The 26,179-nt window shown below is 56.9% G+C and carries 26 protein-coding genes; 2 read left to right on the top strand and 24 right to left on the bottom strand.

Annotation, left to right across the window (positions count from 1 at the left end):
• Positions 1 to 9: 9 nt before the first annotated feature.
• From gap to ACOTTU_RS06635, 5 genes are all read right to left on the bottom strand, one after another.
• Positions 10 to 1,017 carry a type I glyceraldehyde-3-phosphate dehydrogenase gene (gene gap / locus ACOTTU_RS06655; protein ID WP_425656790.1) on the bottom strand — a complete coding sequence of 336 codons (1,008 nt, stop codon included), beginning with the start codon at positions 1,015 to 1,017 and terminating at the stop codon, positions 10 to 12.
• Positions 1,018 to 1,239: 222 nt separating this feature from the next.
• Positions 1,240 to 1,884: a nucleoside/nucleotide kinase family protein gene (locus ACOTTU_RS06650; protein ID WP_425656788.1), complete on the bottom strand. Its 645-nt coding sequence runs from the start codon at positions 1,882 to 1,884 to the stop codon at positions 1,240 to 1,242.
• Positions 1,881 to 2,657 (bottom strand): ATP-binding cassette domain-containing protein, encoded by a 777-nt coding sequence (locus tag ACOTTU_RS06645; protein WP_425657141.1) that lies wholly within the window; start codon positions 2,655 to 2,657, stop codon positions 1,881 to 1,883. Before ACOTTU_RS06645 ends, ACOTTU_RS06650 begins: the two co-directional genes overlap by 4 nt.
• Positions 2,657 to 3,730 (bottom strand): ABC transporter permease, encoded by a 1,074-nt coding sequence (locus ACOTTU_RS06640; RefSeq protein ID WP_298917347.1) that lies wholly within the window; start codon positions 3,728 to 3,730, stop codon positions 2,657 to 2,659. Before ACOTTU_RS06640 ends, ACOTTU_RS06645 begins: the two co-directional genes overlap by 1 nt.
• A 122-nt stretch (positions 3,731 to 3,852) precedes the next feature.
• Positions 3,853 to 4,881, bottom strand: coding sequence for a sugar ABC transporter substrate-binding protein (locus ACOTTU_RS06635; protein ID WP_425656785.1), 1,029 nt, complete (start codon positions 4,879 to 4,881; stop codon positions 3,853 to 3,855).
• Positions 4,882 to 5,071: 190 nt separating this feature from the next.
• Here ACOTTU_RS06635 and ACOTTU_RS06630 point away from each other — a divergent pair, with 190 nt between their 5' ends.
• Positions 5,072 to 6,271 (top strand): ROK family transcriptional regulator, encoded by a 1,200-nt coding sequence (locus tag ACOTTU_RS06630; RefSeq protein ID WP_425657139.1) that lies wholly within the window; start codon positions 5,072 to 5,074, stop codon positions 6,269 to 6,271.
• A gap of 3 nt (positions 6,272 to 6,274) precedes the next feature.
• On the opposite strand, the gene ACOTTU_RS06625 is transcribed toward ACOTTU_RS06630, so the two are convergent.
• From ACOTTU_RS06625 to glpD, 10 genes are all read right to left on the bottom strand, one after another.
• Positions 6,275 to 7,426: an iron-containing alcohol dehydrogenase gene (locus tag ACOTTU_RS06625; RefSeq protein ID WP_425656783.1), complete on the bottom strand. Its 1,152-nt coding sequence runs from the start codon at positions 7,424 to 7,426 to the stop codon at positions 6,275 to 6,277.
• Positions 7,423 to 8,910, bottom strand: coding sequence for a glycerol kinase GlpK (glpK, locus tag ACOTTU_RS06620; RefSeq protein WP_425656782.1), 1,488 nt, complete (start codon positions 8,908 to 8,910; stop codon positions 7,423 to 7,425). The genes ACOTTU_RS06625 and glpK overlap by 4 nt, the downstream gene beginning before the upstream one ends.
• A 92-nt stretch (positions 8,911 to 9,002) precedes the next feature.
• Positions 9,003 to 10,724 carry an ABC transporter substrate-binding protein gene (locus tag ACOTTU_RS06615; protein WP_298917335.1) on the bottom strand — a complete coding sequence of 574 codons (1,722 nt, stop codon included), beginning with the start codon at positions 10,722 to 10,724 and terminating at the stop codon, positions 9,003 to 9,005.
• 77 nt (positions 10,725 to 10,801) lie between these two features.
• Positions 10,802 to 11,074: a DUF2160 domain-containing protein gene (locus tag ACOTTU_RS06610; RefSeq protein ID WP_298917332.1), complete on the bottom strand. Its 273-nt coding sequence runs from the start codon at positions 11,072 to 11,074 to the stop codon at positions 10,802 to 10,804.
• Between the two features lies 1 nt (position 11,075).
• Positions 11,076 to 11,318, bottom strand: coding sequence for a hypothetical protein (locus ACOTTU_RS06605; protein ID WP_425656779.1), 243 nt, complete (start codon positions 11,316 to 11,318; stop codon positions 11,076 to 11,078).
• The gene (locus ACOTTU_RS06600) at positions 11,318 to 12,211 is read right to left on the bottom strand and encodes a carbohydrate ABC transporter permease (protein WP_425656777.1); all 894 of its coding nucleotides are present in this window, start codon (positions 12,209 to 12,211) and stop codon (positions 11,318 to 11,320) included. The genes ACOTTU_RS06605 and ACOTTU_RS06600 overlap by 1 nt, the downstream gene beginning before the upstream one ends.
• Positions 12,211 to 13,083 carry a carbohydrate ABC transporter permease gene (locus ACOTTU_RS06595; protein WP_298917323.1) on the bottom strand — a complete coding sequence of 291 codons (873 nt, stop codon included), beginning with the start codon at positions 13,081 to 13,083 and terminating at the stop codon, positions 12,211 to 12,213. The genes ACOTTU_RS06600 and ACOTTU_RS06595 overlap by 1 nt, the downstream gene beginning before the upstream one ends.
• Positions 13,083 to 14,168: an ABC transporter ATP-binding protein gene (locus ACOTTU_RS06590; protein ID WP_425656775.1), complete on the bottom strand. Its 1,086-nt coding sequence runs from the start codon at positions 14,166 to 14,168 to the stop codon at positions 13,083 to 13,085. The genes ACOTTU_RS06595 and ACOTTU_RS06590 overlap by 1 nt, the downstream gene beginning before the upstream one ends.
• Complete coding sequence (locus tag ACOTTU_RS06585) at positions 14,168 to 15,256, bottom strand: ABC transporter ATP-binding protein (RefSeq protein WP_425656773.1); 1,089 nt, start codon at positions 15,254 to 15,256, stop codon at positions 14,168 to 14,170. The genes ACOTTU_RS06590 and ACOTTU_RS06585 overlap by 1 nt, the downstream gene beginning before the upstream one ends.
• Positions 15,257 to 15,271: 15 nt before the next feature.
• Positions 15,272 to 16,876, bottom strand: coding sequence for a glycerol-3-phosphate dehydrogenase (gene glpD, locus ACOTTU_RS06580; protein WP_425656771.1), 1,605 nt, complete (start codon positions 16,874 to 16,876; stop codon positions 15,272 to 15,274).
• 295 nt (positions 16,877 to 17,171) lie between these two features.
• On the opposite strand from glpD, the gene ACOTTU_RS06575 reads away from it, so the two are divergent.
• Entirely contained in the window at positions 17,172 to 17,933 is a 762-nt protein-coding gene (locus ACOTTU_RS06575; RefSeq protein ID WP_298917311.1) for a DeoR/GlpR family DNA-binding transcription regulator, read from the top strand.
• Between the two features lie 36 nt (positions 17,934 to 17,969).
• Here the strand turns inward: ACOTTU_RS06575 and ACOTTU_RS06570 are convergent, their stop codons facing one another.
• The 9 genes from ACOTTU_RS06570 to ACOTTU_RS06530 form a co-directional block, all read right to left on the bottom strand.
• A complete protein-coding gene (locus ACOTTU_RS06570; protein ID WP_425656769.1) occupies positions 17,970 to 18,743 on the bottom strand; it encodes a creatininase family protein in 774 nt (257 codons plus the stop codon).
• Positions 18,740 to 19,372 (bottom strand): NAD(P)H-dependent oxidoreductase, encoded by a 633-nt coding sequence (locus ACOTTU_RS06565; protein ID WP_425656767.1) that lies wholly within the window; start codon positions 19,370 to 19,372, stop codon positions 18,740 to 18,742. The genes ACOTTU_RS06570 and ACOTTU_RS06565 overlap by 4 nt, the downstream gene beginning before the upstream one ends.
• Positions 19,369 to 20,775 (bottom strand): FAD-binding oxidoreductase, encoded by a 1,407-nt coding sequence (locus tag ACOTTU_RS06560; protein ID WP_425656765.1) that lies wholly within the window; start codon positions 20,773 to 20,775, stop codon positions 19,369 to 19,371. Before ACOTTU_RS06560 ends, ACOTTU_RS06565 begins: the two co-directional genes overlap by 4 nt.
• Positions 20,772 to 22,034 (bottom strand): cytosine deaminase, encoded by a 1,263-nt coding sequence (locus tag ACOTTU_RS06555; RefSeq protein WP_425656763.1) that lies wholly within the window; start codon positions 22,032 to 22,034, stop codon positions 20,772 to 20,774. Before ACOTTU_RS06555 ends, ACOTTU_RS06560 begins: the two co-directional genes overlap by 4 nt.
• Positions 22,034 to 22,885, bottom strand: a complete 852-nt coding sequence (locus ACOTTU_RS06550) for an ABC transporter permease (protein ID WP_425656761.1) — start codon at positions 22,883 to 22,885, stop codon at positions 22,034 to 22,036. Before ACOTTU_RS06550 ends, ACOTTU_RS06555 begins: the two co-directional genes overlap by 1 nt.
• Positions 22,882 to 23,667 carry an ABC transporter ATP-binding protein gene (locus ACOTTU_RS06545; RefSeq protein ID WP_425657138.1) on the bottom strand — a complete coding sequence of 262 codons (786 nt, stop codon included), beginning with the start codon at positions 23,665 to 23,667 and terminating at the stop codon, positions 22,882 to 22,884. The genes ACOTTU_RS06550 and ACOTTU_RS06545 overlap by 4 nt, the downstream gene beginning before the upstream one ends.
• Before the next feature lie 58 nt (positions 23,668 to 23,725).
• The gene (locus ACOTTU_RS06540) at positions 23,726 to 24,727 is read right to left on the bottom strand and encodes an ABC transporter substrate-binding protein (protein WP_298917292.1); all 1,002 of its coding nucleotides are present in this window, start codon (positions 24,725 to 24,727) and stop codon (positions 23,726 to 23,728) included.
• Between the two features lie 210 nt (positions 24,728 to 24,937).
• On the bottom strand, positions 24,938 to 25,726 hold the full coding sequence (locus ACOTTU_RS06535) for a hypothetical protein (RefSeq protein ID WP_425656759.1): 789 nt from the start codon (positions 25,724 to 25,726) through the stop codon (positions 24,938 to 24,940).
• Positions 25,727 to 25,729: 3 nt separating this feature from the next.
• Positions 25,730 to 26,122: a hypothetical protein gene (locus tag ACOTTU_RS06530; protein ID WP_425656757.1), complete on the bottom strand. Its 393-nt coding sequence runs from the start codon at positions 26,120 to 26,122 to the stop codon at positions 25,730 to 25,732.
• Between the last annotated feature and the right edge of the window lie 57 nt (positions 26,123 to 26,179).

Here is a 26,179-nt window from a genome sequence, read left to right as displayed (position 1 = left end):
ATGGGAACGTCAGGTTTTCGAAAGCTCGGCCAGACGGCGACCGGTATCGACCATGCGGTTTGCAAACCCCCATTCGTTGTCATACCAGCTGACAACCCGAACCAGACCGTCCTGGGTCACACTTGTCTGAGGCGCTGCAAAGCTGGAGGAATGCGGGTCATGGTTGTAATCAATCGATACCGTCGGGTCGGTCTCGTAAGACAGAACGCCCTTCAGCTCGCCCTCTGCGGCAACTTTCATGGCCGCATTGATCGCCTCCTTGGTCGCAGACTTTTCGGGCACAAAAGCCAGATCAACGAGCGAGACATTCGGCGTCGGCACCCGCACCGCAGAGCCTTCAAGACGCCCCTCAAGATGCGGCAGCACCAGCGAAATCGCCTTGGCGGCACCTGTTGATGTCGGCACCATCGAAAGGGCGGCCGCCCGTCCACGATAGAGATCCTTGTGCGGCGCATCGTGAGAAGGTTGATCGCCCGTATAAGCGTGAATGGTGGTCATGTACCCGGTCTTGATGCCGAATTCCTTGTCCAGCACATAAGCAACAGGTGCCAAGCAGTTTGTCGTACAGGAGGCATTGGAAATGACGATGTCATCCTTGGTCATGTCCTTGTGGTTCACGCCGTAAACCACCGTCCGGTCGGCCCCTGCCCCGGGTGCCGAAATCAGCACGCGTTTCGATCCGTTTTCAAGATGCTGCGCGGCCTTCTCACGGGCTGTAAAAAGCCCGGTGCATTCCATCGCCACATCAACGCCGTCCCACGGCAGTTCAGCCGGGCTGCGGATCGCCGTAACCTTGATCGAATGACCGTTTACCACGAGGGCGTCGCCCTTGACTTCCACATCGGCCTGCAAGCGCCCATGAACACTGTCATACTTCAGCAGATGCGCAAGAGTTTCGGGGGTGGAGAGATCATTGATCGCAACCACTTCCATATCCGAAATCCGGTTTTCGACCAGCGCGCGCAGCACACCTCTGCCGATGCGTCCAAATCCATTTATCGCCACTGAGTGAGACATATTCGTCCTCCTGAAAACATTCATTCTGCGCAGTTTCCCGCAATCCGGGACTTGTTAGCGCTAACGACCACATTTGAACGGAAACTGCAATGGTAGATTTCGCCGCAGCCTACAATCCGCGCATGGGCTTCATCATTTTTCGATTTAACTCAACTTGTGGTCCTGGCGGATTGTGTCACCAGACAAGCACGCTTTCACCGGTCGCGCCAAGCCCTTTCGAGGTCAGGTCAAATCGCCGTCATTCAGAAAGACCAAGTCGCTGGGCAGCGACTTATCCTCGAGACGCCCGGCGTTCTTTAGGTCATTTCCTTCGGCACGCTTGGTCGCTTCGGGCTTTGGCAAACCCTCTACCAGCCATCGATCAATGAGGCGTGCGCGCAAGACATGCATTGGCACAGACAGTTGAACCCGAACATCCCAGTAATCGGACAAACTCCGCCAGCCAGGGGCATCAAACAACAGGTAGTTGCCTTCGACGATCACCGTGTCGCAGTCTTCTTGCAGCGTTCCCGCGCCTGCAATCGCAATATCGCGCGCGCGGTCAAACAGCGGGTAGTAGACCGATGATTGAGCCCCAAGTGCTGCAACCAGACGCGCCAGTCCACCCGCATCAAAAGTCTCCGGCGCACCTTTGCGGTCTAGCAGTCCCATCGGTGTCAGAAGGCGGTTGTCGAGGTGAAAACCATCCATTGGCACAACCTGGGCTGCGGACCCTCGTGCGGTCAGGTCTTGCGCGAGGCGCTCGGCCAGCGTGGATTTACCGCTGCCCGGTGCCCCCGCCAATGCCACCAATCGCCGCGTCGATTTACGCGGGGCCGCAACAATCTCTTCCGACAACGCCGCAATCGAAGTCAAAGTGCGCGTCATGCAGCTACGTTTTCCATTGGTGGCTCCTTGGCCCCCGTCATGAAGGCAACAGCATCAGACATGGTATAGTCTTTGGGATCGATCACGCAAAGGCGTTTGCCCAACCGGTGCACATGAATGCGGTCCGCCACCTCAAAAACATGTGGCATGTTGTGGCTGATCAGAATGATCGGAATGCCGCGGGATTTCACATCCAGAATGAGCTCCAGCACCCGGCGGGATTCCTTGACACCCAAGGCCGCTGTCGGCTCATCCAGGATGATCACTTTGGAACCGAAGGCGGCAGCCCTTGCGACGGCCACACCCTGACGCTGCCCGCCCGAGAGAGTCTCCACCGCCTGATTGATGTTCTGGATGGTCATCAGACCAAGCTCTGTGAGTTTGTCGCGGGCGATGCGCTCCATCTCGGATCGATCCAATTGACGCAGCCACTTGCCCCGAAACCCCGATTTGCGGATTTCGCGGCCCATGAACATATTGTCGGCAATCGACAAGGCAGGCGACATGGCCAGTGTCTGATAAACGGTTTCTATCCCCTCGTTACGCGCATCAATGGGGGAGGTAAATTTAACCTGCTTGCCCTCCAACCAGACCTCTCCCTCATCCGGGATCACGGCACCCGAGACGGCCTTGATCAGGGAAGATTTTCCGGCACCATTGTCCCCGATCACAGCAAGAATTTCGCCGGGCATCAGGTCGAAATCGCAATGATCCAGCGCCGTAACCTTGCCATAACGTTTTACCAGGTTGCGTCCTTTGAGAATAGGTTCCATCAGACCGATACCTTTCTGATCCATTGATCCACACCGACAGCACCGATAATCAGCGCGCCGATCAGCAGATACGTCCATTGCGCATCTGCGCCCATCAGGCGCAGGCCCAGAGTGAACACCCCGACAATCAACGCCCCAAAGAGCGTGCCCATGATTGAACCGCGCCCGCCGAAGAGTGAAATACCGCCAATCACCACCGCAGTGATGCTTTCGATATTCGCAAGCTGGCCGGATGTTGGCGAAACCGAGCCGATGCGGCCCACCAGCGCCCAGCCCGCGAATGCACAGATAAGACCTGCGAGCATATAGACGGAGATCAGTGTCTTCTTGACATCCACGCCCGACAGTTCCGCCGCCTCGGGATCGTCACCCACGGCATAGACATGCCGCCCCCAGGCTGTGTGTTTGAGGGCATAGGCCAGCACAAAGACCAACAGCAGCATGAAGACCACGCCAAAGGTCAGCCGCGCCCCGCCCAATTGGATGGTATTGCCGAAGAATTGCAGCAGCGGAGCCTGCGCCTCGATATCCTGCGAGCGGATGGTTTCATTGGCGGAATAGAGGAAATTCGTCGCCAGAACGATCTGCCACATGCCGAGCGTCACGATGAAAGGCGGCAGCTTGACCCGGGCCACCAGCCAACCGTTGATAAAGCCGATGAGAGTACCGCAGAGAAGCCCGCAGGCCACCGAAATTTCCACCGGAATACCGTAGCGAAAGGTGAACTGACCCATAACCACGGAAGACATCACCATGATCGCCCCGACGCTGAGGTCGATACCTGCAGTGAGGATTACGAGGCTTTGCGCGGCGGCAACGATCCCGACAATCTGTACTTGCTGCAAAATCAGCGTGAGCGCGAAGGGCGAAAAGAATTTAGTGCCCAGCAGCAGCCCGAAAATAACGATCGAGGCCACAAGCACGATCAGGGGCACCAGCGACGGGTTGACATGCAGCAAATGCTGGATGGTTCCGACGACACCACGATGTGTATCCTCGAACTCTGCGACGGCCTCTGGCTGCTTTTTCAGTTCGGTCTCAAATTCTTGTGCTTTTCCGGATGCGTCAGACACGAAATCCCCCTCCCGTTCAACGGGTGATATCCATCAACTCGTTTTTTGCAGTTTGGCAGACCGAGACAAAAATGTCTCGGTCAGTTGCAGCGCGCAGTGCTGCGCGCTGCGGTCTACAAGGATTAACCCCAGCAGAGATCTTTGCCTTCGGAGACGGAAATCGACTCGACGCCCTCCGCCGGTGCATCCGTTACAAGGGCAACGCCCGTGTCAAAGAACGCTTTGCCCGGTGTTGGCTCAGGCTTCACGCCCTCGTCCGCCCATTTCTTGATCGCCTCGACACCCAGCGACGCCATCAGCAACGGATATTGTTGCGATGTCGCACCGATCACGCCATCGGCCACATTCTGGACGCCGGGGCAGCCACCGTCGACAGATACGATCAGCACTTCCTTTTCGCGGCCAATCGCCTTCAGCGCCTCATAGGCACCCGCTGCGGCCGGTTCGTTGATCGTGTGAACGACGTTGATTGTCGGATCCTTGGCGAGCAGATTCTCCATCGCACGACGCCCACCCTCTTCGTTTCCATCGGTCACATCGCTTCCGACGATACGGGCGTCATCCTCGTCGCCGATCACATTGGGATCCGCGAGATCAATACCAAATCCGTCCAGAAAGCCCTGGTTGCGCAGCACATCAACTGTGGGCTGGCTCACGTTCAGATCCAGCGTGGCGATCTTTGCGCTATCCGCAGCATCGCCCAATTGCGAACGGGCCCATTCGCCGATCAGCACACCTGCTTTGTAGTTGTCGGTTGCAAAAGTCGCATCTGCCGCATTAATGGGTTCCAGCGGTGTATCAAGCGCGATCACCAGCAGGCCCGCATCGCGCGCTTGCGTGACAGCTGAAACGATCGAGGAAGTGTCTGACGCCGTAATCAGGATACCTTTGGCGCCATCCAGAATGCAGGTTTCGATCGCCTGAACCTGTGTTTCATGGTCACCATCGACCTTACCGGCGAATGCCTTCAGCGTCATGCCAAGCTCGGCCGCCTTGGCCTCCGCACCTTCCTTCATCTTGACAAAGAACGGGTTGGTATCTGTCTTGGTAATCAGGCAGGCAGTGATACTGTGACCATCCGCGAGCGCCACGCCACTTGTCGCGCCCAATGCGCTCAGACCAAGGATCGTGCTGGCGAGTAGTTTTTTCATGTTTCCCTCCCAAGGAAAATTTCAATTGCTTTGTTCAAGACGCAGGCAGCGCGCCTCCCCTGCGGAATCCTCCCCAACAGGTTCTGGTTAAGACACATCATTTCAGATCAAGTGTCAATAAATAAATAAACTTGATTTATTAATTCGAAAAGTTGATATTACCTAAGGAAATAAAGGCGTGGACGACCTTATGGACGGCAACAAGGTCAAAGGATTAAGCAGCGGCGTGAATCAGCGCGGCGTGCGCAATTATAACGAGCGCCTGCTTCTTTCCATGTTCATGCGGCATGGTCCGATGCCTGGAAGTGACCTTGCCCGAATGGCCGGACTGTCTCCTCAAACGGTTTCTGTAATTCTGCGAAAACTGGAAAAAGACGGCCTGCTGGCACGCGGCGCACCTCAGCGTGGCAAGGTGGGGAAACCCTCCATTCCAATGGATTTGTCACCGGAGGGTGTGTTTGCTTTTGGGCTGAAAATCGGACGGCGCAGTGCTGAATTGCTCCTCCTGAATTTCAAAGGAGACGTGATCAAACAGGTGCATCTCTCCTACCCCTATCCGCTACCGGAAACCGTCTTTGGATTTCTCGAAGACGGGATCGATCAATTGATGGAGGAAATGAGTGCCGCGCAACAGTCCCGCATTTGCGGCATTGGCGTTGCTTCCCCTTTTGAGCTCTGGAAATGGCATGATCTCTCTGGTCCGGCTGTAGAAGACTTCAGTTCCTGGAAGGACACGCGGTTCGCTGAAGAGGTGGCCAAATTCAGTACCTTGCCAATTTTTGTCTGCAACGACGCAACCGCCGCCTGCCGTGCCGAACACCTTTACGGGCTCGGCAAGGAGTATCGCGACTATGCGTATTTCTACATCGGCTCTTTCATCGGTGGTGGCGTGGTTTTGAATCACACGGTTTTCGAAGGCAATCAGGGCAATGCGGGCGCTCTGGGGTCTTTGCGCAGCACTGGGCCGCTCGGCGAAAGCCGCCAGCTGATCGATGTGGCCTCCCTGCATTTGCTCGAAGGGCGTCTGGTCGAGGTTGGGTTGGACCCCAAGCGGCTATGGCAGATGCCGCAAGACTGGAACGATCTGAGCCGGTATGTGGACCCCTGGATTGGCGAGACGGCACAGGAATTGGCCAAAGCCGCCCTGTCGATATGTTCGGTCATTGATTTCGAGGCCATCCTGATAGATGGGGCCTTTCCGGATTCGGTGCGGGCGGAGCTTGTCGAAAGGGTCCGGCGTTATCTGGTCACGCAAGACACGCGGGGCCTGCTGACGCCGCGTATCGAAGCTGGCGATATCGGGTTTAACGCGCGGGCGATCGGTGCGGCAAGCGGCCCGATCTTTTCGCAATATTTTCTGAATACCAATGCAGGTCTGTCTTCTGTGTAGGCTTCAGAGGGTCTGCCGCATGGCACCCACCAGATGGCTTGAGGACAGCGCGCAGGAGTTGGATTTCATCGAAGAGGCTTTGGCGGCCTCCTCGGCTATGGCATCCAAATCAGCGTCTCCGGCGATCCATTGGTCAAGCCGGGGGACCTGCCATTGGTCCAGCAAATCTGGCAATCTATGAAACACATCCGAACGATCAATCCCAAATGCGGAACCAAGCCAATCTGCCACTTCGTTAAACCGTGTGGTTTCCTCGCCTTCCTGCGCCAGATGCTCAGCATTGGCTGACAACACAGGCCCGAGGAGGCGACCGCAAATCAGACCATGAGGCGCGCCGAGACGCCCGCCCAACACCCCGGCCAGACCGTGCACAGCGCCAAGACCAGCGTTTGCAAGCGCCAGACCACCGGCGAGGCTCACGAATGCCATCTCGTCGCGCGCCTGGGCGTCGTCCCCGGCCGCCAACCGCGAAAGGGCGTAGGCACCGCGTGGAATGGCGTCCCGGCAAAGCGCATCTGTCAGCGGGTTTGCACGCGTGGAAAGATAGGGTTCTATCACCTGTGTCAGCGCGTCCAGCCCCGATGCCAATGTCTGCGCCCGAGGCAGATTGTCCGTCAGCGCCGGGTCAATGATGGCGACATCCGGAAGCATGCGATCATCGCGCAGGCTCACCTTGCGACCGGCCTCGGGCACAGAAATGACTGCGTTCTTGGTGACTTCCGCGCCCGTTCCCGATGTAGTCGGCACCGCCACGAAGGGCAGCGGATCATGCTCAAGCGGTTTCGCCCTTCCGACCCCTTCGAGATGGTCCATAGTTGTCCCACTAGCGGGCAGAAGCGCTGCAATTGCCTTGCCAAGATCGATAACCGCGCCGCCCCCGACGGCAACGACGGCGTCAACCTTTGCCGCGCGGCCCGTCACTAAAGCCTGTTGCACGTCGTCAATTGTCGGCTCGCCCGCGCTGATGACCGTCGCGCAGAGCGCACCTGATCCGTTCAGATCGGCCTCCAACTGATCGACCCAAGCAACAGATCGCCCCCGCACCATCATGATCCGCCTGCCACAGGCGCGCAGTTCGCTGGTGACCTGATCACAGGTGCCCCGGCCAAAAATGACGCGACCCGCAGTCAGAAAGCTGAAGGCAGGAAGTCTCAAAAACGCATGGTCGCGTCAACCGCGCGTTTCCAGGCACCGTATTTTTCGGCGCGCAGTGCCTCGTCCATTTGAGGCGCAAACTGACGTTCCAATGCCCAGTTCTTCGAGAAACCTTCCATATCCGGATAGAGGCCCGCACGTTGACCGGCCAGCCATGCGGCGCCAAGCGCTGTTGTTTCCAGCACTTCCGGGCGGTCCACCGGGGCGCCAATGATGTCGGACAGAAATTGCATCGCCCAATCAGAGGCTGACATGCCCCCATCGACCCGTAACGTGGCCCCTGCTCCGTCGCCTTGCCAGTCGGCCTGCATCGCCTCCAGCAAGTCGCGGGTTTGATAGCCGACGCTTTCCAACGCGGCTTTTGCGTATTCTTCCGGCCCCGAATTGCGTGTCAGGCCAAAGACCGCGCCGCGACATTCCGCGTTCCAATAGGGTGCACCGAGGCCCACGAAAGCAGGCACCAGCACAACATTCTGATTGGGGTCCGCCTTTTCAGCCAGAGGTTGGGTTTCGGCGGCGTCACGGATGACTTTCAAACCGTCGCGCAGCCATTGCACAACCGCGCCGGCGACAAAAATCGACCCTTCGAGCGCATAGGTCGGTTTGCCATCGAATTGATACGCAATGGTTGTCAGCAAACGGTTCTTGGACGCGACGGCCGTTTCGCCCGTGTTCAACAAGGCAAAACAGCCGGTGCCATAGGTGGATTTCAACATGCCGGGCTCGAAACACGCCTGCCCGATGGTGGCGGCCTGCTGATCTCCGGCAACGCCCAGAATGAGGATCGGACGGCCAAAGAGATCAGGCCGCGTAGTGCCGAAATCCGCGGCACAGTCCTTGACCTCCGGCAACATCTGCAAGGGGATATCAAAAAGATCACAGATCGACGTGCTCCAGCGCCCCTTGTGGATGTCGTAAAGTAGCGTGCGCGCGGCATTGGTGGCATCGGTCACATGCGCAGCACCCCCCGTGAGCTTCCAGATCAGGAAACTGTCAACGGTGCCAAAGAGCAACTTCCCCGCCCGCGCCCGGTCGCGCGCGCCGTCCACATGGTCTAAAATCCATTTCAGCTTTGTGCCGGAGAAATACGGGTCCGCCAGAAGCCCCGTTTTTGCCGTGATCATCTTGTCATGCCCGGCTTCGCGCAATTCACGACAATAATCCGCCGTGCGGCGATCCTGCCAGACAATCGCGTTGTGGATCGGTTTGCCCGTTTCCTTTTCCCACACAACCACGGTTTCACGCTGGTTGGTGATGCCGATTGCCGCGATATCATCCGGTCCAAGCCCTGCCTTTTCGACGGCAGCCCTGCATGTTCCAGCCGTGGTTGACCATAAATCATCTGGATCATGCTCGACCCAACCGCTATCTGGAAAATGCTGCGGAAATTCTTCCTGCGCGCTGGATTTGATCTTCATATTGGCGTCGAAAACGATCGCGCGCGAAGATGTGGTTCCCTGATCAATCGCAAGAATATGGGTCATGGTTCCCCCCGGATATCACTGAATTCTGCTGGGCGATTTTGCCCATGAAAAAGCCGGGGCGCAAGCGAGCGCCCCGGCCAAAAGTCAAAGAGTTACTGCCAGGACTTGATCAGCTCGTCATAGCTGACGGTCTGTGGCTCTTCGTCTTCGTTCTCGAGCTTGGCATAAGGCGCGCCGGGCTGGCCGAACCAGTGATCCGCACTCATTTCCTCGTTCATCACGGGACCCAGATCACCCTGAACACCTGCGCGTTCCAGACGCTCAAGCACTTTTTCCTGATCGGCGCAAAGTGCATCCAGCGCTTCCTGAGGTGTTTTCGCACCGGACATTGCGTCGCCGATGTTCTGCCACCACAGCTGCGCCAGCTTCGGATAATCCGGAACGTTGGTGCCGGTTGGAGACCATGCCACCCGCGCAGGCGAGCGGTAGAATTCCACCAGACCGCCCAACTTGTCGGCACGTTGCGTGAAGTGATCCGCGTCAATTGTGGATTCGCGAATGAAGGTCAGACCAACGTCAGATTTCTTCAGGTCCACCGTCTTGGACACCACGAACTGCGCATAGAGCCACGCGGCCTTGGCGCGGTCCACAGGTGTGGATTCCATCAGCGTCCAGCTGCCTGCATCCTGATAGCCGATCTTCTGACCCTCTTTCCAGTATGCGCCATGGGGCGAAGGGGCCATACGCCACTTGGGCGTGCCATCTTCGTTCATCACAGGCAGATCCGGAAGAACGGTTGCGGCGGTAAAGGCCGTATACCAGAACATCTGCTGGGCCACGTTGCCCTGCGCCGGGATTGGTCCGGCTTCGCCGAAGGTCATGCCAGCAGCCGCAGGCGGTGAATACTTCTGCAGCCATTCGATCGCCTTGGTCACCGCGTAGACAGCCGCAGGCGAATTGGTCGCACCACCACGGGCCACACAAGAACCGGTTGGCTGGGAGTTCTCGTTCACGCGGATGCCCCATTCATCGACCGGCAGACCGTTTGGCTCGCCCACATCGCCCATGCCCGCCATGGACATCCACGCGTCGGTGTAGCGCCAGCCCAATGAGGGGTCTTTCTTGCCGTAGTCCATGTTGCCAAAGACTTCGCCATCGACACCCATATGACTCAGGTCACGGCCGGTGAAGAATTCGGCAATGTCCTCATAGGCCGACCAATTCACCGGAACGCCCAGATCATAGCCATATTTCTCTTTGAAATCAGCCTTGTTCTTGTCGTCGTTAAACCAGTCATAGCGGAACCAATAGAGGTTCGCGAACTGCTGTGTGGGCAGCTGGTAGAGCTTGCCATCAGGGCCGGTGGTAAAGGATGTGCCGATGAAGTCATCGACGTCCAGTGTGGACAGGGTCACATCTGCGCCCTCGCCCGCCATCCAGTCGGTCAGGTTGCGCACCTGCTGGTAGCGCCAATGCGTGCCGATCAGGTCGCTGTCGTTGACATAAGCGTCATAGATGTTCTCACCCGACTGCATCTGTGTTTGCAGCTTTTCGACCACATCACCTTCGCCGATCAGGTCATGGGTGACCTTGATGCCGGTGATCGCGGTGAAGGCCGGGGCCAGCACCTGAGATTCGTACTCATGCGTGGTGATCGTCTCGGAGACGACCTTGATTTCCATGCCCTCGAACGGCTTGGCCGCATCCACGAAGAATTGCATCTCCGCCTCTTGCGCGGCACGGTCGAGCACGGAGAGCCCGGCAATCTCGTTGTCGAGAAACGCCTTTGCTGCTTCCATGTCGGCCCAAGCCGGCAGGGCCATGCACGCGACCATCGCGCCCACAGCTGTGGTTGATTTCAAAGATAAGTTCATGATTGTCCTCCCAAGACGTTATTGAACTGTTTTTATCAGACCGCCCGGACGTTTCCGGACGTGCCGTTCTTTCTGGTCTAAACCCAGCGGAACACCGCCACGGCATAGACCAGACACGCCAACAGCGCATAAGGCTGTGGTGCGACCTCAAGACCCAGCCAGATCAGATTGATGAAGGCTGAGCCCAACAGCGTGATGAACAAACGATCACCGCGCGTGGTTTCGATCCGAAGAATGCCCACACGGGGCGTCTCCGGGTATTTGATTGCAAGTATCGTGAAGGTGATCAGCAGGCACGCGATCACCCCGAAGAAAATTGCCGTCGGTACGGTCCATGCCATCCATGCCATATCAAGTGAACCTTATCTGATCAGATGTGCTTTTGAGTGTTTCCAAGAACTGTCTGGCGTCTGCGTGAACCAGGCTTTCCCCGAAAGTCTTGCCAAGTTTCAGCTTACTTATTCGGATCTGTTCACCTCCGGTCATGTAGATGATCAATTCATCTCCGGCTGCTTCGATCTTGGCAATATGCGAAGCGTTTACATAAGCCGGGTGACTTGTGAAACTTTGTAGGGAAACAAAATGTGCGTTCATCACACCCTCCCCAGGGCAAAGCCCTTGGCGATGTAGTTGCGCACGAAGTAGATGACCAAGGCACCGGGCACGATGGTCAGCACACCCGCTGCGGCCAGCACGCCCCAGTCGATGCCTGCCGCGCCTTGGGTCCGGGTCATGATGGCGGCTATGGGTTTGGCATCCACGGTTGTCAGCGTCCGGCTCAGCAGCAGTTCCACCCATGAGAACATGAAGCAGAAGAACGCCGCCACACCAATCCCGCTTGCAATGAGGGGCGTAAAGATGCGGATGAAGAAGCGCGGGAAGGAGTAGCCGTCGAGATAGGCGGTTTCATCAATTTCTTTGGGCACACCGCGCATGAAGCCTTCGAGGATCCAGACCGCCAGCGGCACATTGAAGAGGCAATGGGCCAAAGCCACCGCGATATGCGTGTCGAAGAGACCCACCGACGAATAAAGCTGAAAGAACGGCAGGGCAAAGACCGCAGGTGGCGCCATCCGGTTGGTCAGCAGCCAGAAAAACAGGTGCTTGTCGCCCATGAAGGAATAGCGGCTGAACGCATAGGCCGCAGGCAGTGCGACAACAAGGCTGATCGCCGTGTTCATGACCACGTAGATCAGCGAGTTGATATAGCCAATATACCAGCTCTCATCGGTCAGGATTTTAACGTAGTTCGCCAGCGTCAGGTTTCGGGGGAACAGTGTGAATTCGCCCAAAATCTCTGTGTTCGTCTTAAGGCTCATATTGATCAGCCAGTATATCGGCAGGAGCAGGAACAACAGGTAGAGCCCCATGACAATGGCGGACCGGTTTACACGGGGGCTCTTGCGACGGCCAAGTTTGAGCTCGCTTTGGGCCGCTTTGCCGGAAAGCGTTCCGGCACCGGGTGCTTGAATGGTGGTATCAGACATCACACACCGTCCCTTTTGTCGAGGTTCGTCATCACCGTATAAAAGACCCATGAGATCAAAAGGATGACGAGGAAATACATGATCGAGAATGCCGCCGCCGGTCCAAGGTCAAACTGCCCCAGCGCCATTTTTACAAGGTCGATGGACAGGAAGGTCGTGGCATTGCCCGGCCCGCCGCCAGTGACCACGAAAGGCTCGGTGTAGATCATGAAACTGTCCATGAACCGAAGCAGGATCGCGATCATCAGCACACCCGCCATCTTCGGCAATTCGATATAGCGGAAGACAGCCCAGCGGCTCGCCTGATCAATCTTGGCGGCCTGATAATAGGCGTCCGGAATGGATTGCAGACCCGCGTAGGCCAGAAGCGCCACCAGCGACGTCCAGTGCCAGACATCCATGACAATCACGGTGATCCAGGCGGCCAGAATATCCTGGGTGTAGTTGTAGGAAATCCCCATCTTGTCAAGCGTGTAGCCAAGTAGGCCAATGTCCACACGGCCAAAGATTTGCCAGATCGTGCCGACGACGTTCCAAGGGATCAGCAGCGGCAGGGACATGAGCACAAGGCAGAACGACGCCCAGAATCCGCGTTTGGGCATGTTCAGCGCCACATAGATGCCCAAGGGGACTTCAATGGCCAGAATGATCGCGGAAAATGTCATCTGCCGCCAAAGCGCATCCCACATGCGCTCCTCTTCGAGCATCTCCTTGAACCACTCCAGACCGGCCCAGAAGAACTGGTTATTCCCAAAGGTATCCTGCACCGAGTAGTTGACGACGGTCATCAGCGGCACGACCGCGGAAAACGCGACCAGAACCAAAACCGGCAGCACCAGAAACCATGCTTTTTGGTTGACTGTCTTGTTCATCAGGCGGCCTCCCCTGTCGGTGAAATGCGCCAGTCATCAGCGTAAACATTGATACCTTGCGGATCGAAGGTGATTTTCTGAGCATCGGTCGAGATAATGTCGTTTTCCCCGGCAATGGCGCTGATCTCGCGACCGGCAACGTCGAGCCTGACGATCTTGTGCCGCCCCACATCTTCAACCCGCGTGATGCGCGCGGGCACACCGGCCTCGCCCTTTGAAAGTTTGACAAATTCCGGCCGCACGCCAACCTGGAGCTTGCCGTCCTGAGGTGCGTAGCCCGCCCCCAGCGGCACTTTGACCCCGGCGATCCGGGCGACTGCGCCGTCAATTTCCGCATCAAAGAGGTTCATACCGGGTGAGCCGATAAAATAGCCGACAAACGTATGCGCGGGCCGCTCGAACAATTCCTGCGGGGTGCCGATCTGTACCACCCGCCCATCGTACATGACCACAACCTTATCCGCGAAAGTCAGCGCCTCGGTCTGGTCGTGCGTGACGTAAATCATCGTGTGGCCAAACTCGTGATGCAGGGATTTCAGCTGTGTTCTGAGTTCCCATTTCATATGCGGGTCGATAACCGTCAAAGGCTCGTCAAAGAGCAGCGCATTCACGTCTTCGCGCACCATGCCCCGCCCCAGGGAAATCTTCTGCTTGGCGTCCGCTGTCAGCCCGCGTGCCTTGCGGTTGAGCTCTGCTTCCATGCCGATCATCTTGGCGATCTGATTGACGCGTTCAGCCACATAAGCAGGTTCCGCCCCACGGTTGCGCAGCGGAAACGCGAGATTGTCCCGTACCGTCATGGTGTCGTAGACCACAGGAAACTGGAACACCTGCGCGATGTTGCGCTCTGCCGTAGGCGCTTGCGTCACGTCCTGATCGTTAAACAGAATGCGACCCTGGCTGGGGTGCAGCAGCCCGGATATGATGTTCAGCAGTGTGGATTTGCCGCAACCGGACGCCCCCAAAAGCGCGTAGGCCTCGCCATCAACCCAATCGTGGTTCAACTCTTTGAGCGCATAGTCATCTTCGCCACCGGGTTTGGGCAAATAGGAATGCGCAAGATTGTCCAGAGTGATCTTGGCCATTACGCCGCCTCCGCATAGGGTGCCGGGACGACAAGTTCGCCGTCCTGCGCAAAAATGTAGACATGCGCGGGATCGAGATAGACCTGCAATGCCTGCCCCGGCGTGAGGCTTTGCACGCCATGGACAAGCCCGACCCACCGTTCCCCGTGGTGTTCCAAATGTACGAACGTCTCCGACCCGGTGATTTCAGTGACCGAAAGCGTCGTGTTGAATGCCATCGTCCCCGCCACATGGGGCGAAAGCTCCAGATGGCTCGGTCGGAAACCCGCAGTGTATGTGCCATCGGGTAGTTGCGCGGCTGCGGCCACTGCGGGAATGGTTTGCTGATCTCCAAAAGACAGGATGTTGCCTTTCTTCGAAATCTTGAGAAAGTTCATTGGCGGGTCGGAAAATACGCGCGCCGTGGTCGCGTTGACCGGCTTGCGATAAACCGACGGCGTCAGGCCGAATTGCGTGACTTTACCTTCCCAAAGTGCTGCGGTGTTGCCGCCAAGCAAAAGCGCCTCTTCCGGCTCAGTCGTGGCATAGACAAAAATCGAGCCCGACTTTTCGAATATCTTCGGAATTTCAGCCCGAAGTTCTTCGCGGAGCTTGTAGTCAAGGTTGGCAAGCGGTTCGTCCAGCAGCACCAGACCGGCGTTTTTCACCAGCGCCCGCGCCAGCGCACAGCGTTGCTGCTGCCCGCCCGAAAGCTCCAGCGGCTTGCGGTCCAGCATCCCTTCCAGCTTCATTAATTCGGCGGTCTCACGCACCTGCTTGTCGATCTCCGCGCGCGACTGACCCAGCAACCGCATCGGTGAGGCAATATTGTCATAGACGGTCATAGACGGGTAATTGATGAACTGCTGATACACCATCGCAACCTTGCGATCCTGCACCCGCATGCCTGTCACATCCTCACCGTTCCAGACCACGCGACCGGTCGCTGGCACGTCCAGCCCCGCCATCAAGCGCATCAGCGACGTCTTGCCCGACAGGGTCGGTCCCAAAAGCACGTTCATCGTGCCCTTTTGCAGTTCGATGTCCGTTGGGTGAATATGGGTCGCCCCGCCAACGGTCTTAGACACCCCTTCAAGGATCAAGGTCATGTCCGCCCCCCAAGTTTATTCCGCTGCATTGGACTGTCCCGCGGCCAGCTTCGCCCGCATGAATTTGTCCAAGACAGCAATTTCTTCGTTCTCGAGCCGCAATCCCAGCTTGTTGCGACGCCAGACCACGTCTTCGGCTGATCGCGCATATTCTCGCGTCATCAGCCAGTTGATTTCCCGCTCGGTCAGGCTCGCTCCGAAATTCTGACCTAAATCCGCTTCTTTGTCTGCGCTGCCCAGAACGTCCCAGCTCTCCGTTCCGTAAGCTCGCACCAAACGCCTTGCCCAGAATTCCGACAGAAACGGGTAGTCTCCGGTCAAGCGCGCGATCAAAGCATCGAAGCCATCAACCGCGAAATCCCCGCCCGGCAGGGCAACACCCGCTGTCCAGTGATCAGATGTGCCCGGGAAAAAAGGTTTGATCTTGTCCATCGCGTCTTCGGCAAGTTTCCGGTAGGTTGTGATCTTGCCACCAAAGACATTCAAAATTGGCGCGCCACCGGAGCTATCAACGTTAAGCGTGTAGTCCCGCGTTGCCGCTGTGGCACTGCTGGCCCCATCATCATAAAGCGGTCGGACGCCTGAGTAACTCCAGACAACATCCTCGGCCGTGATATCGGCTTTCAGATACTGGTTGACGAAATTCAAAAGATAATCGCGTTCGTCAGGGGTACATTCAGGCTTCTGATCAGGATTTTCGTGTTCCGCATCGGTCGTGCCGATCAAGGTAAAATCTGTCTCGTAAGGAATCGCAAATATGATCCGGCCATCGGTGCCCTGAAAGAAGTAGCATTTCTCGTGATCATAAAGCCTGCGCGTAATGATGTGGCTGCCGCGGACCAGACGCACGCCTTCCGTGGAATTGATTCGTACTTTTTGCTGGATGATATCCCCAACCCAGGGCCCTCCGGCATTCACCAGCATCCGCGCTTTCAGCACTTTTTGCTTGGCGGTGGCACCCCCTTCGACGGTCACCTCCCAATGATCGTCAACGCGGGCCGCGCTGATCACTTTGGTGCGCACCAATATGTCGGCTCCGCGCGCCTCTGCGTCGCGGGCATTGAGCACCACCAGACGCGAATCCTCGATCCAGCAATCGGAGTATTCGAATGCCTTCTCGAAACGATCCTCTAACGGCTTCCCTTCAACACTGCTTCTCAGGTCCAGGGTCTTGGTTGCGGGCAGAATTTTCCGCCCTCCCAGATTGTCGTAAAGCAACAAACCGAACCGGATCAGCCACGCCGGACGGCGCCCTTTCATCCACGGCATGACAATGTTGAGAATCCGCGAAGTAGGTGTTGTGCCCTCGAACCGCATATCCCGATGGTAAGGCAAGACAAATCGCATCGGCCAACTGATATGCGGCATGGCTTTCAGCAGGATCTCCCGTTCAGCCAGGGCATGACGCACCAGGTTGATCTCGAAATACTCCAGATAACGCAGCCCACCGTGAAACAGCTTGGTCGACGCCGATGAGGTCGCAGAAGCGAGATCGTTCATCTCGGCAAGCGCCACGCTCATGCCACGCCCCGCCGCATCCCGCGCGATACCGCATCCGTTGATGCCACCACCAATAACAAGGAGATCATAGGTCTGCTGATGCGACTTTTGCTTCGACACAAGACCCTCCCAATCATAGCGTGCGAATTCCGATCAAAGAGGTAACGCAGCCGTTACCGGCGATCAAGCGGTATTTTTCGTTTATGTTCGTTTTTGATCGGAATCAATAAAACGAACCTCTCCAACCCAAGGACTGTAACTCGCCAACGGATTGAAGTTAAACATCATTTCTCGCATTCCGCGAAGAACTACAAGAAACGGGCGATTGTAGCTGCTCTGTATAGCAACACCGACGTTCGCAAAATACGTTGCAATTTCAAGATGTTTTCCCATAGTCAGGATCAGGAGGACAGCCATGTCGCAGACTTTTCGCCATCCTGACATTCTAAAAATCGCCCAAAAAGAAGGCAAGGTGACGGTCGAAGGCCTGGCCGAGCATTTCGGTGTGACCCTGCAAACCATACGCCGCGATCTGACCGAACTTGCCGAAGCGAACAAACTCGAACGTGTGCATGGCGGGGCAATACTCCCCTCCGGCACCATCAACATTGAATACGAAGAACGGCGCAACCTGAATGAAGCGGCCAAACTTGAGATGGCGCGAACCTGTGCGCAGCACATCCCCGAGGGGTGCTCTGTTTTTCTCAACATCGGCACCAGCACCGAAGCCGTTGCGCGCGAATTGCTGCATCATCGCGACCTCATGGTCGTTACGAACAACATGAACATCGCCAATATCCTGGTCGACAACCCGGATTGCCAGATCATCGTCACGGGTGGCGCGTTGCGACGGGCCGACGGGGGCCTCGTCGGCAACATTACCATTGATACAATTCGACAATTCAAATTCGACATTGCAGTCATCGGCTGCTCCGCGATGGACGAAGACGGGGATTTACTGGATTTCGACGTTCAGGAAGTGGGCGTCAGCCAAACGATCATTGCACAATCGCGCAAGTGCTTCCTGGTCGCCGATCATTCCAAATTCGGACGCTCAGCTCCGGCGCGCATTGCGTCCATGCGGGCCCTGTCTTCTGTTTTCACCGACCGCCCCCTGCCCGGCGATTTGGCGATCCGATGCAGAGACTGGAACACCAGCGTTTTCGTCACATCCTGATCGTCAGTGAACCACCGCGCCTGTTCCAAGACAGATTCATGTTCCTGGCAGGGCGGCCTGCTCGATTGATTTGAGCAGATCAACAAACCCCGCCGCCTGATGCCGCGCCGTTGCAGATCCTTTTTTGGCGGTGGCTAGATGGGCCTCACCCACCACGCCCGCGGGGTTCAGATCGCGCGCAATCCACCCGTATGAAATCGGACCAATGGGTTGCAAAACGCCGTGCTCCGCGGAGGAACCGAAATCCCGGGCGGCATCCATATCCACGGTATCTGGCCGGAAATGCAGCATCAGTGACGTCTCTAAATCCCCGCCATGAATACCAAACCGGTTCTCACGATCCGAAAAAACGCCATCGGGCGCCCCAAAGGACCCCCATTGGCATTTCACGGCCAGCATATTCGCCTGAACCCGCAACTCACGTGAGAGAATGGAGATCAGATCAAGATTGCCGCCGTGCGAATTGATCACTGCAAGCTTGCGAACCCCGGCGCGGGCCACGGAAAGGCCGATGTCTGTCCAGACGTTCAAGGCTGTCGCCGCAGTCAGGGTCAACGTGCCCGCCGCCCACTGGTGTTCGTTCGATTTGCCAACAGATTGAAGGGGCAGGATGCGCACATCCATATGGTCCGGCAACAGACAGCGCACCTCTTCCAGCATGCCGCGCGCGATTATCGCATCGGTTCCGACCGGAAGATGCGGACCATGCTGTTCAATTGCCGCCGTGGGCAGGACGGCAATGGTCTTCATTGGGTCGATGCTTTCGAATGCCGGGGCCCGGAAATCGCCCCAATCCCAGGTTGCCGTCATATCTCTGCCTCTCTGGGCTCAGACTGGCCTGTGCCCATAAATCTATCCATCTTCCGGGCCACCTCTCTCAAATGAGTGCTGCGCGTTGCATTGGTCGAAGCGTCCATCCGATAATGCGCGGCAAATGTCGTCTTGCAGCGGCGCGCACAAATGGCCCGGACACCGCGTAACAGCGTCCGCCTGCCGGGTGACCCGATGAGATGGGTCACCCACCAGCTTGCGCCACATGTCGTAAAGACCCCTAGCCGGGTGATATGGGTCAACCCGGGTCGAATTTTCTGGTTTTGCGAATTCGGTAGTTTGAACGCGACGTCCGGCAACAATACGCGGTCCAGCCAGCCTTTCAGCATCGCCGGCATGCCATACCACCAGGTCGGGTAGACAAAGATCAACGTATCGCACCACAAGACATCGTCCACGTCTCTTTCGACAGGCGCGCGATTTGTGGCGGCATCGGCATAGGTCTCAAATTCACCTGCGGTCAACACAGGCGCAAAATCTGCACCATAAAGATCCCGCAATCGCACCTCAGCGCCGGAGAACGCGAGCCGCTCCAGCACGACATCACGCACAGCAGATGTGTAGCTGCCTTCCCTGGGGTGGCAGTAAATCACAAGCGCCCGGGTCATGTGACTTTGCCCCGCTTCAGACCAGGGTAGCTGTACATTTGACGAAAATCCCACTGCGCATCCTCCCAGGCGATCATCTTGCCCGGGTTCAGCAGCCCCTTGGGATCGGCCTCTCGCTTGAACGCCAACTGCCGCTCGTCCACCGTCTGGCGCCCGCCTTCCTCCAAAGTATACCGATGCGGGTTGAATACCATGGCACCCGCGTCCTCATGCAGTTTTATGATCTCCTCAAGCCGTTCCACCGTGGTGAATTTCACAAGACTGAGACCCGCAAACATCACCTTGCCGTTTTCTCTCATCACCTCAAGATGTTGCAGGACTTCTGGGCTCAGGGCCTCTCTCAACTGCGCAATCTGTTCCATGTGCTCAGGAAAGCCATAACGAACCTGTAGATAGGTGATAGACGGGTCAACCTTCATCGCGCGCAATGTCGTGTGGTTCCAACCGTATTCAAAAATCATGCCGGGCGCGCGTTCCCAATCGGAGGCATCGCTGCGGTAAATCAGGCGCGTGGCAGTGCGGCGCTTCAGGAACGTCTCAAACCCATCCATCGATTGCGGGGCGACCATCAGCGCGATCAGATGCGTCGCCTCAGTGACATGGGGTGCTACGCGCTGGAAGTAGCTCTTGGCAATGGGCGCTTCAAATATTGTCGCCAACTTCAGCAGGATACCGTCTTCATGGGCAAGGTCGTTGGCAAATTGCACTGCCTCTGCAAAACCGTCGGTGGCCACGAACATCTCGACCCATTCATAGGCAGGCGCCAAAGGCATTTCGATTTCGGTGATGATGCCGTTGGTGCCATAGGCATGGCTGACGCGGGCTAAATCCTCACCCTGAAACTCCAGAACACGCGGTTGCTGCTCCATCGTTATGACACGCAACCGGATAATATTTCCCAGATCACGCAGGCCGCCCCATGTGCACGAACCGACGCCGCCGGACCCGCCCGCGATGAACCCGCCAATGGTTGCGGTGGCCCAGGTGGACGAAAACATGCGGATTTCCTGAGCAGAATGGGCCTTGCAGGCGGCATCGAGATCTTTGAGCAAACACCCAGGCTCAACCACCACACGACCGGGCTGAATGCTCTTGACCTGCGTCATGTGCCGCAGATGCATAACGCACCCACCAGCCAGCGGCATCGCCTGACCATAGTTGCCCGTTCCCGCACCTCTGACCGTAACCGGGACGTCATACTCATAGCAGGCTTTTAAAATTTCGATGACGTCCGCTTCGGATCGGGGGTTGACGACGAAATCAGCCATCACGCCATCAAGAGCGGCCTTCAAGACAGGGGAATACCAGAAGAAATCCCGGCTTTTCGCCTTTCGCGCGGCCGCGTTGGTCTCAATTTCGAGATGTTCCAACGCGGCCATGGCTGCAGCAATGTTCGCTGTCATGGTGTCCTCATCAAATGGTCAAGCTCCGCATAATCCGGCAAGGCGCGTTCGATCTGAACGGCGTCACGCAGCACGATACGGTCAGATTGCGGGCGGGCAAAAAGCTCGGTCCAGGACCGCGCCCGGCAAATGACAAGGTCAGCAGACGCGCCAGGTTTCAGGCTCGGAAGCTCAAACCCGCAAGCCCGCGCAGGATTGGTGGTGAAAGCTTCGACCCAATCCTCGGCAGAGTGATCCAGATGGCCTATGCGCGTGGCCTCGCGCATAACTTCGATCATGTCGAGGTCACCGTAGGCATAGAAAGGATCACGCGTATTGTCTGATGCAAATGAAACATTCACGCCCCGCGCCTTCAGTTCATGAACCGGCGCAATACCCCGCATGCGCGGCGTGCCGTGCTGACGATCCTGAAGATAAAGGTTGCACATGGGTAATGACACAACATGCACACCCGCGCTTGCGACAAGGTCCATCGTCTCGGTCGCGCGATCTTCAGCTTGCATCGACAACGAGCACAAATGGCCCACAACGACGCGGTTCTCAAATCCGGTCTCGAGCACGGCCTGTGCCACCATGCGCAGCGCCTCGGAGGTAGGATCGAGCGTTTCATCCACATGAAAATCTACATCCAAGCCACGATCCCAGGCGAGATCAAGAAAGGCTCTGATCCGATCCGACAGGTCGGGAACGGGATAGGCGACCATCCCCAGAACACCCCCGGCCTGCGCCACAAGATCGGCTATCTGCACAAAGGAACCATCCCGTTCGACCGCCTCACATCCCACCAGGCAGGCGGCTTGCAGATCAATGCGCCCTTTCCAGGACGCACGGACCTCCTGAAGCACCGGCCAGGAAATCCGGTCCTGCGGCGGAATGCTGTCAATATGTGTGCGCATGGCCCGCGTGCCATGCGCGTAGGCACATCGCAATGCAAAATCCATCCGGGCAGAGACGTCATCCGCATCCCAATGGGTTTGACGATCACTGGCCGCAGTTCGCAATGCGCCCTCAAAACTGCCGTCGGGGTTGGCGGCCCGGGGCCAGATGTGCCCCTTGTCCAGATGAGTATGCATGTCAGTGAAGGCCGGGAAAACCATCGCGCCTTTCAGATCAACAGGCCGTCCGGGTTGGTCACTGATCTTGCCTTCCCGGAGGTGGAGGTCGATGGGTACAAGGTCCCCCGGCGTCCCGATCAGGCAGGCAGGTACTGTGAGATTTTGAAGCGTCAACGGACCATCGGGCAGCGTCATGAAGTCCATCAGATATCTCGCTTCAGGGCGCTCTCATGCCATTTGCGCAGCAGCATATGGCTGAGAAAACTGAGACCGGCAAAGATGATCACGCCGGTCAATGCGATAAGAAAGAGTGCTGCAAACATGCGCGGTATGTTCAGACGATACCCGGCCTCCAGAATGCGGAATGCCAAACCGGATTTCAGCCCACCGGTGCCCGCGACATATTCCGCCACCACTGCACCGATCAGCGACAGCCCCCCGGCGATCCGCAGGCCCCCCAGAAAATAGGGTAAAGCCGAGGGCAGTTGCAGGTAGCGCAAGGTTTGCCAGCGCGTAGCCCCATAGATGCGAAAAAGGTCCCGCAGGTTGTGGTCCGCCGAATTAAGGCCCAACGTCGTGTTGCTGAGCACCGGAAAAAACGCCACCAGCCATGCGCACATGAGCAATCCAGCGATCCGGCTGTCAACGTAGATGAAAATCAGCGGTGCAATCGCAACGATCGGTGTGACCTGAAGAATGACCGCGTAGGGGTAAAAACTCATCTCAACCAGACGTGATTGCGTAAAGATTACCGCCAGCCCCACCCCGCCGATGACCGCAACGGCAAGGGCCATCAAAGTGATCTGAACCGTTACAAGAAGTGCCTCAAAGAGGATTGCCCAATCCTCTATCAAGGTCTCCAGAACCAGCTTCGGCCCCGGCAGGATATAGTGCGGAATTTCGTTCCAAACGACAACACGGTCCCAAAGGCCCAACATGATCAGGAGCACAAGGACTGGTAGAATCCACTTTCCGCCTGCTTCAAGTCGCTTACGTCGAAGGCGCGCCAACTCCTCCTTATCCGTCGCCAGCTGACCGTGATCGACCACGCTCATGCCGCTTCGCCCATGGCAAGGCGCAAGGCGTCAGCAGTCTGCCGCGTGTAACCGGCGTATTCCGTGGACGTCCGAAAATCCTCATTGCGTGGGTATGGCGCATCCACGGACAGTTCAGTGACAACGCGCCCCGGTCTGGCCGCCATGATGACGATTCGGTTGGATAAGAACACGGATTCGAAAACCGAATGCGTCACGAATACCACCGTGCACCCGAACGCGTCTTTCAGCTTCAACAAGTCATTGTTCAACTTGAACCTTGTGATTTCGTCTAGCGCGGCAAAAGGTTCATCCATCAGGATCAAACGAGGGCGGGTGACCATGGCGCGCGCGATCGAAACACGCATTTTCATGCCACCTGACAACTCCCTCGGATAACTGTCTTGAAACCCGTCCAACCCGACGAGATTTAATGCGTCGTCAATCTCTTTTGCGACTTCACCATAGGCTTTGCCACGCAGTCGAAATGGCAGCCACACGTTTTGCGCGACTGTTGCCCAAGGCATCAAGGTAGCCTCCTGAAACACAACGCCAAGATCATCGGCGCTGTGCTCGCCGCTCCAAACGATCCGTCCCGCTGTTGGATGCACCAAATCACTGATCAACCGCAAGGCGGTGGACTTGCCGCAGCCGGACGGCCCTAACAAGGAGAGGAAGTCGCCCTGTCTGACCTGCAAGGACATGCCTTTCAGCGCGGTGATGTTCCCATTGAAAACCTTGTCCACCTGCTCCATGCGCAGCAATTCCATCTGCTGCGAGGACACTTCATCGCGTTCTCCCATTTCCCCCCCGAAGCCAGATGACCTGTTCTGCTGCGCTTCACCAAAGAGCTCCAACCGCTCAGGGCTTGATGCTTTTTCCAACAGACTTGTTCGTGAATTCAAGCGTGTAGGACGCTTCCCAATCCAAACCATCTTCCAGCACACCAGCGGCAACCATTTTCTGATAGAAGTCGCTGACAACTTCGTCGGTCATGGCGCCTATCCCCATCTCCAGGGCCGCACCACTGTCCACGATACCCTGTTCCAGCATCATTTTCTTGGCGAAATCGATCTTGTCCTGAGACATATCGGGGTTGGCTGCAATGATCATCTGGTCAGCCGCAGTACTATCGCCATAGAGGTAGTTGTACCAACCGGTCAGAGATCCATCGACAAAGCATTGAACTTGCTCGGGTGTGTTTTCAATGGTGGCGGCCATGGTCTCGATCGTCGTGGCATAAGACGAATAGCCTGCGTCAGCGATCAGAAACACGTTGGGTTCAATACCGGCTTCCTTACGAACCGCATAGGGTTCAGAGCTCAGGAAACCCTGCATACCTTTTTTCTTATCGGCGATGAAGGGTGCCGGGTTATAGGTATAGGGCTGACGCTGCGCGACCGTAAATCCATGTTCGGCAATCATCCACTGATAAAATGACGCAAAGCCATTGTCCCCGATAAGCAGTGTCAGGTCTTTGAGTTCCTCCCAGCTTTCAGCCTCACCCGGATGGGCCAGAATGACCTGCGGGTGTTTCTGGAAGATGGCGGCTACAGAGACAACGGGGATACCTTCCTTGACGGCATTGAATGCCTGCAACATGTCACCGCCCATGTGAAAATCAACCTTTCCTGCGAGCATCAACGCGCGATTGTTGACCTGTGGCCCACCAGTAATGATTTCGACATCAAGACCGCATTCGGCGTAGGTTCCATCCGCAACCGACTGGTAGAAACCGCCGTGTTCGGCTTGCGCCAGCCAGTTGGTCCCAAACACAACAGGGGTCAGATGCCCATCAGCGAGCCCGGCAGTCGCGCAAAGTGAGAGCGCGCAGGCAAGAAAAGGGGAATGGGTTACGGTCATGGCAGCCTCCGGTTTCTGAACTTTTCTCAATCCGGCGAGAACGAAGAGGCAGGGATTTTTCTGCGGCGTTCGGGACAGATTGAACGCCATGTTCACCCAAAAAGTGACTCATTTCCACGATTTTGTCAGAACAGACGAAAGCGCGCGGCCAAAAAAGGAATGGGCCGGTCGGATAAGCCGAATTTTTATGCGGCGCGATCCGGTCGCAGTCTAAGCGAAGATTGCCGACCAACATTCAATGCAAGCATCCAGTTGGTCAGCCTCAAAAGCAACCCATAGATGGCGCCCACTGTGGTGAACTTTCAGGATGGCCGGCAATTGCGCGTCCGCGCGCGCCCAAATGACACAATGATCCGGGCTCGATTGTTCATCGGTGACCTTGCCAGACCCATGCTCAGTATCCAGTGCCTGTAGTTCCATCCCAAGGGCGGTCTGCCCAATTATTGCCGCGCCTTCGGCAGCGTCACTGTCGAAAATCGCCAGGGCAAAAATCCGACAATCCGCGATGGCGGTCTCAAGGGTCACCGATGGCATCGCCTTGCCTGATCCTTCAAAAAGCTGGGCGGACAAATCGGCTGCCGACAGCCCCATCACCCCTTCCGGCAAGGCGCTCTGCGCGATTTCTGTTTGAACGTACACGCTATCAGCCTCAGCGCAGAAGCCGTGTAGAACTCCAGCGACACTCGCGGGGTCGTCAATGGAGATTTGTGTTTCTGATATCTCGTCCGCGCTCTCCAAACGGACATCTTTCCCAACCGACACCCCAAAGAGCCGTCTTTCCGCTACATCAAGAACCAGGTCTCCGACGCGATCATTTGTGAAGCGTAAGTGGCGGCGCAACACCGTTTCATCAATTTCCTGCAAGATTGCTCTTAACCTTTGCGCAGCATCCTCCTTAGCCAGAGGTCTGCCGCGCGCAGAAAAACCATGTTCGATATTGCGCAGACTGGACAACACTTTGCAAAGACGTTCCGCGTCCTCCGTTCGACCATCGGGCATGGTTCAGCCCTCCGCCCCGATGTCAGAAAGCAGCTCAGATGCAACCGCCAACATCTCGGAAACCGGTTCTGGACCGTCGTGAAGAAAGCACAAGGCCTCTTCGTCCGCATGATTGGACCTGACGATGCAAAACCTTTGCGCCGCGTCAAATTCGATTAAGCTGGGGGTAAGACCGTTAGCACCGAAAAACCTGTTGGACACACCCGCATGAGCCCCTGCGGCAAGACGGGAGGCCGCGCGGCGACACAGATCATCCAGCTTTTCCTGTGTGGTTCGTTCGCGGCTACTGGCGGACAGCACCATACCGGTGGAGACATCAGCAAAGACCACGACGCTGCACCCCGCAAACCGGTCGCGGAAACTGTCCAGCCGATCTTTCACTGACAAACTATTCATCTTTGCCGGTCACACACACGCATTCTGCCTTTTCAGAGTGTGTTTGGCATAACCGCA

The organism is Roseobacter sp. EG26 (genome assembly GCF_049830555.1).
GTDB lineage: Bacteria > Pseudomonadota > Alphaproteobacteria > Rhodobacterales > Rhodobacteraceae > Roseobacter.
Note: the sequence above shows the minus strand (reverse complement) of the source record. Positions and strands in the feature narration are given on the sequence as shown.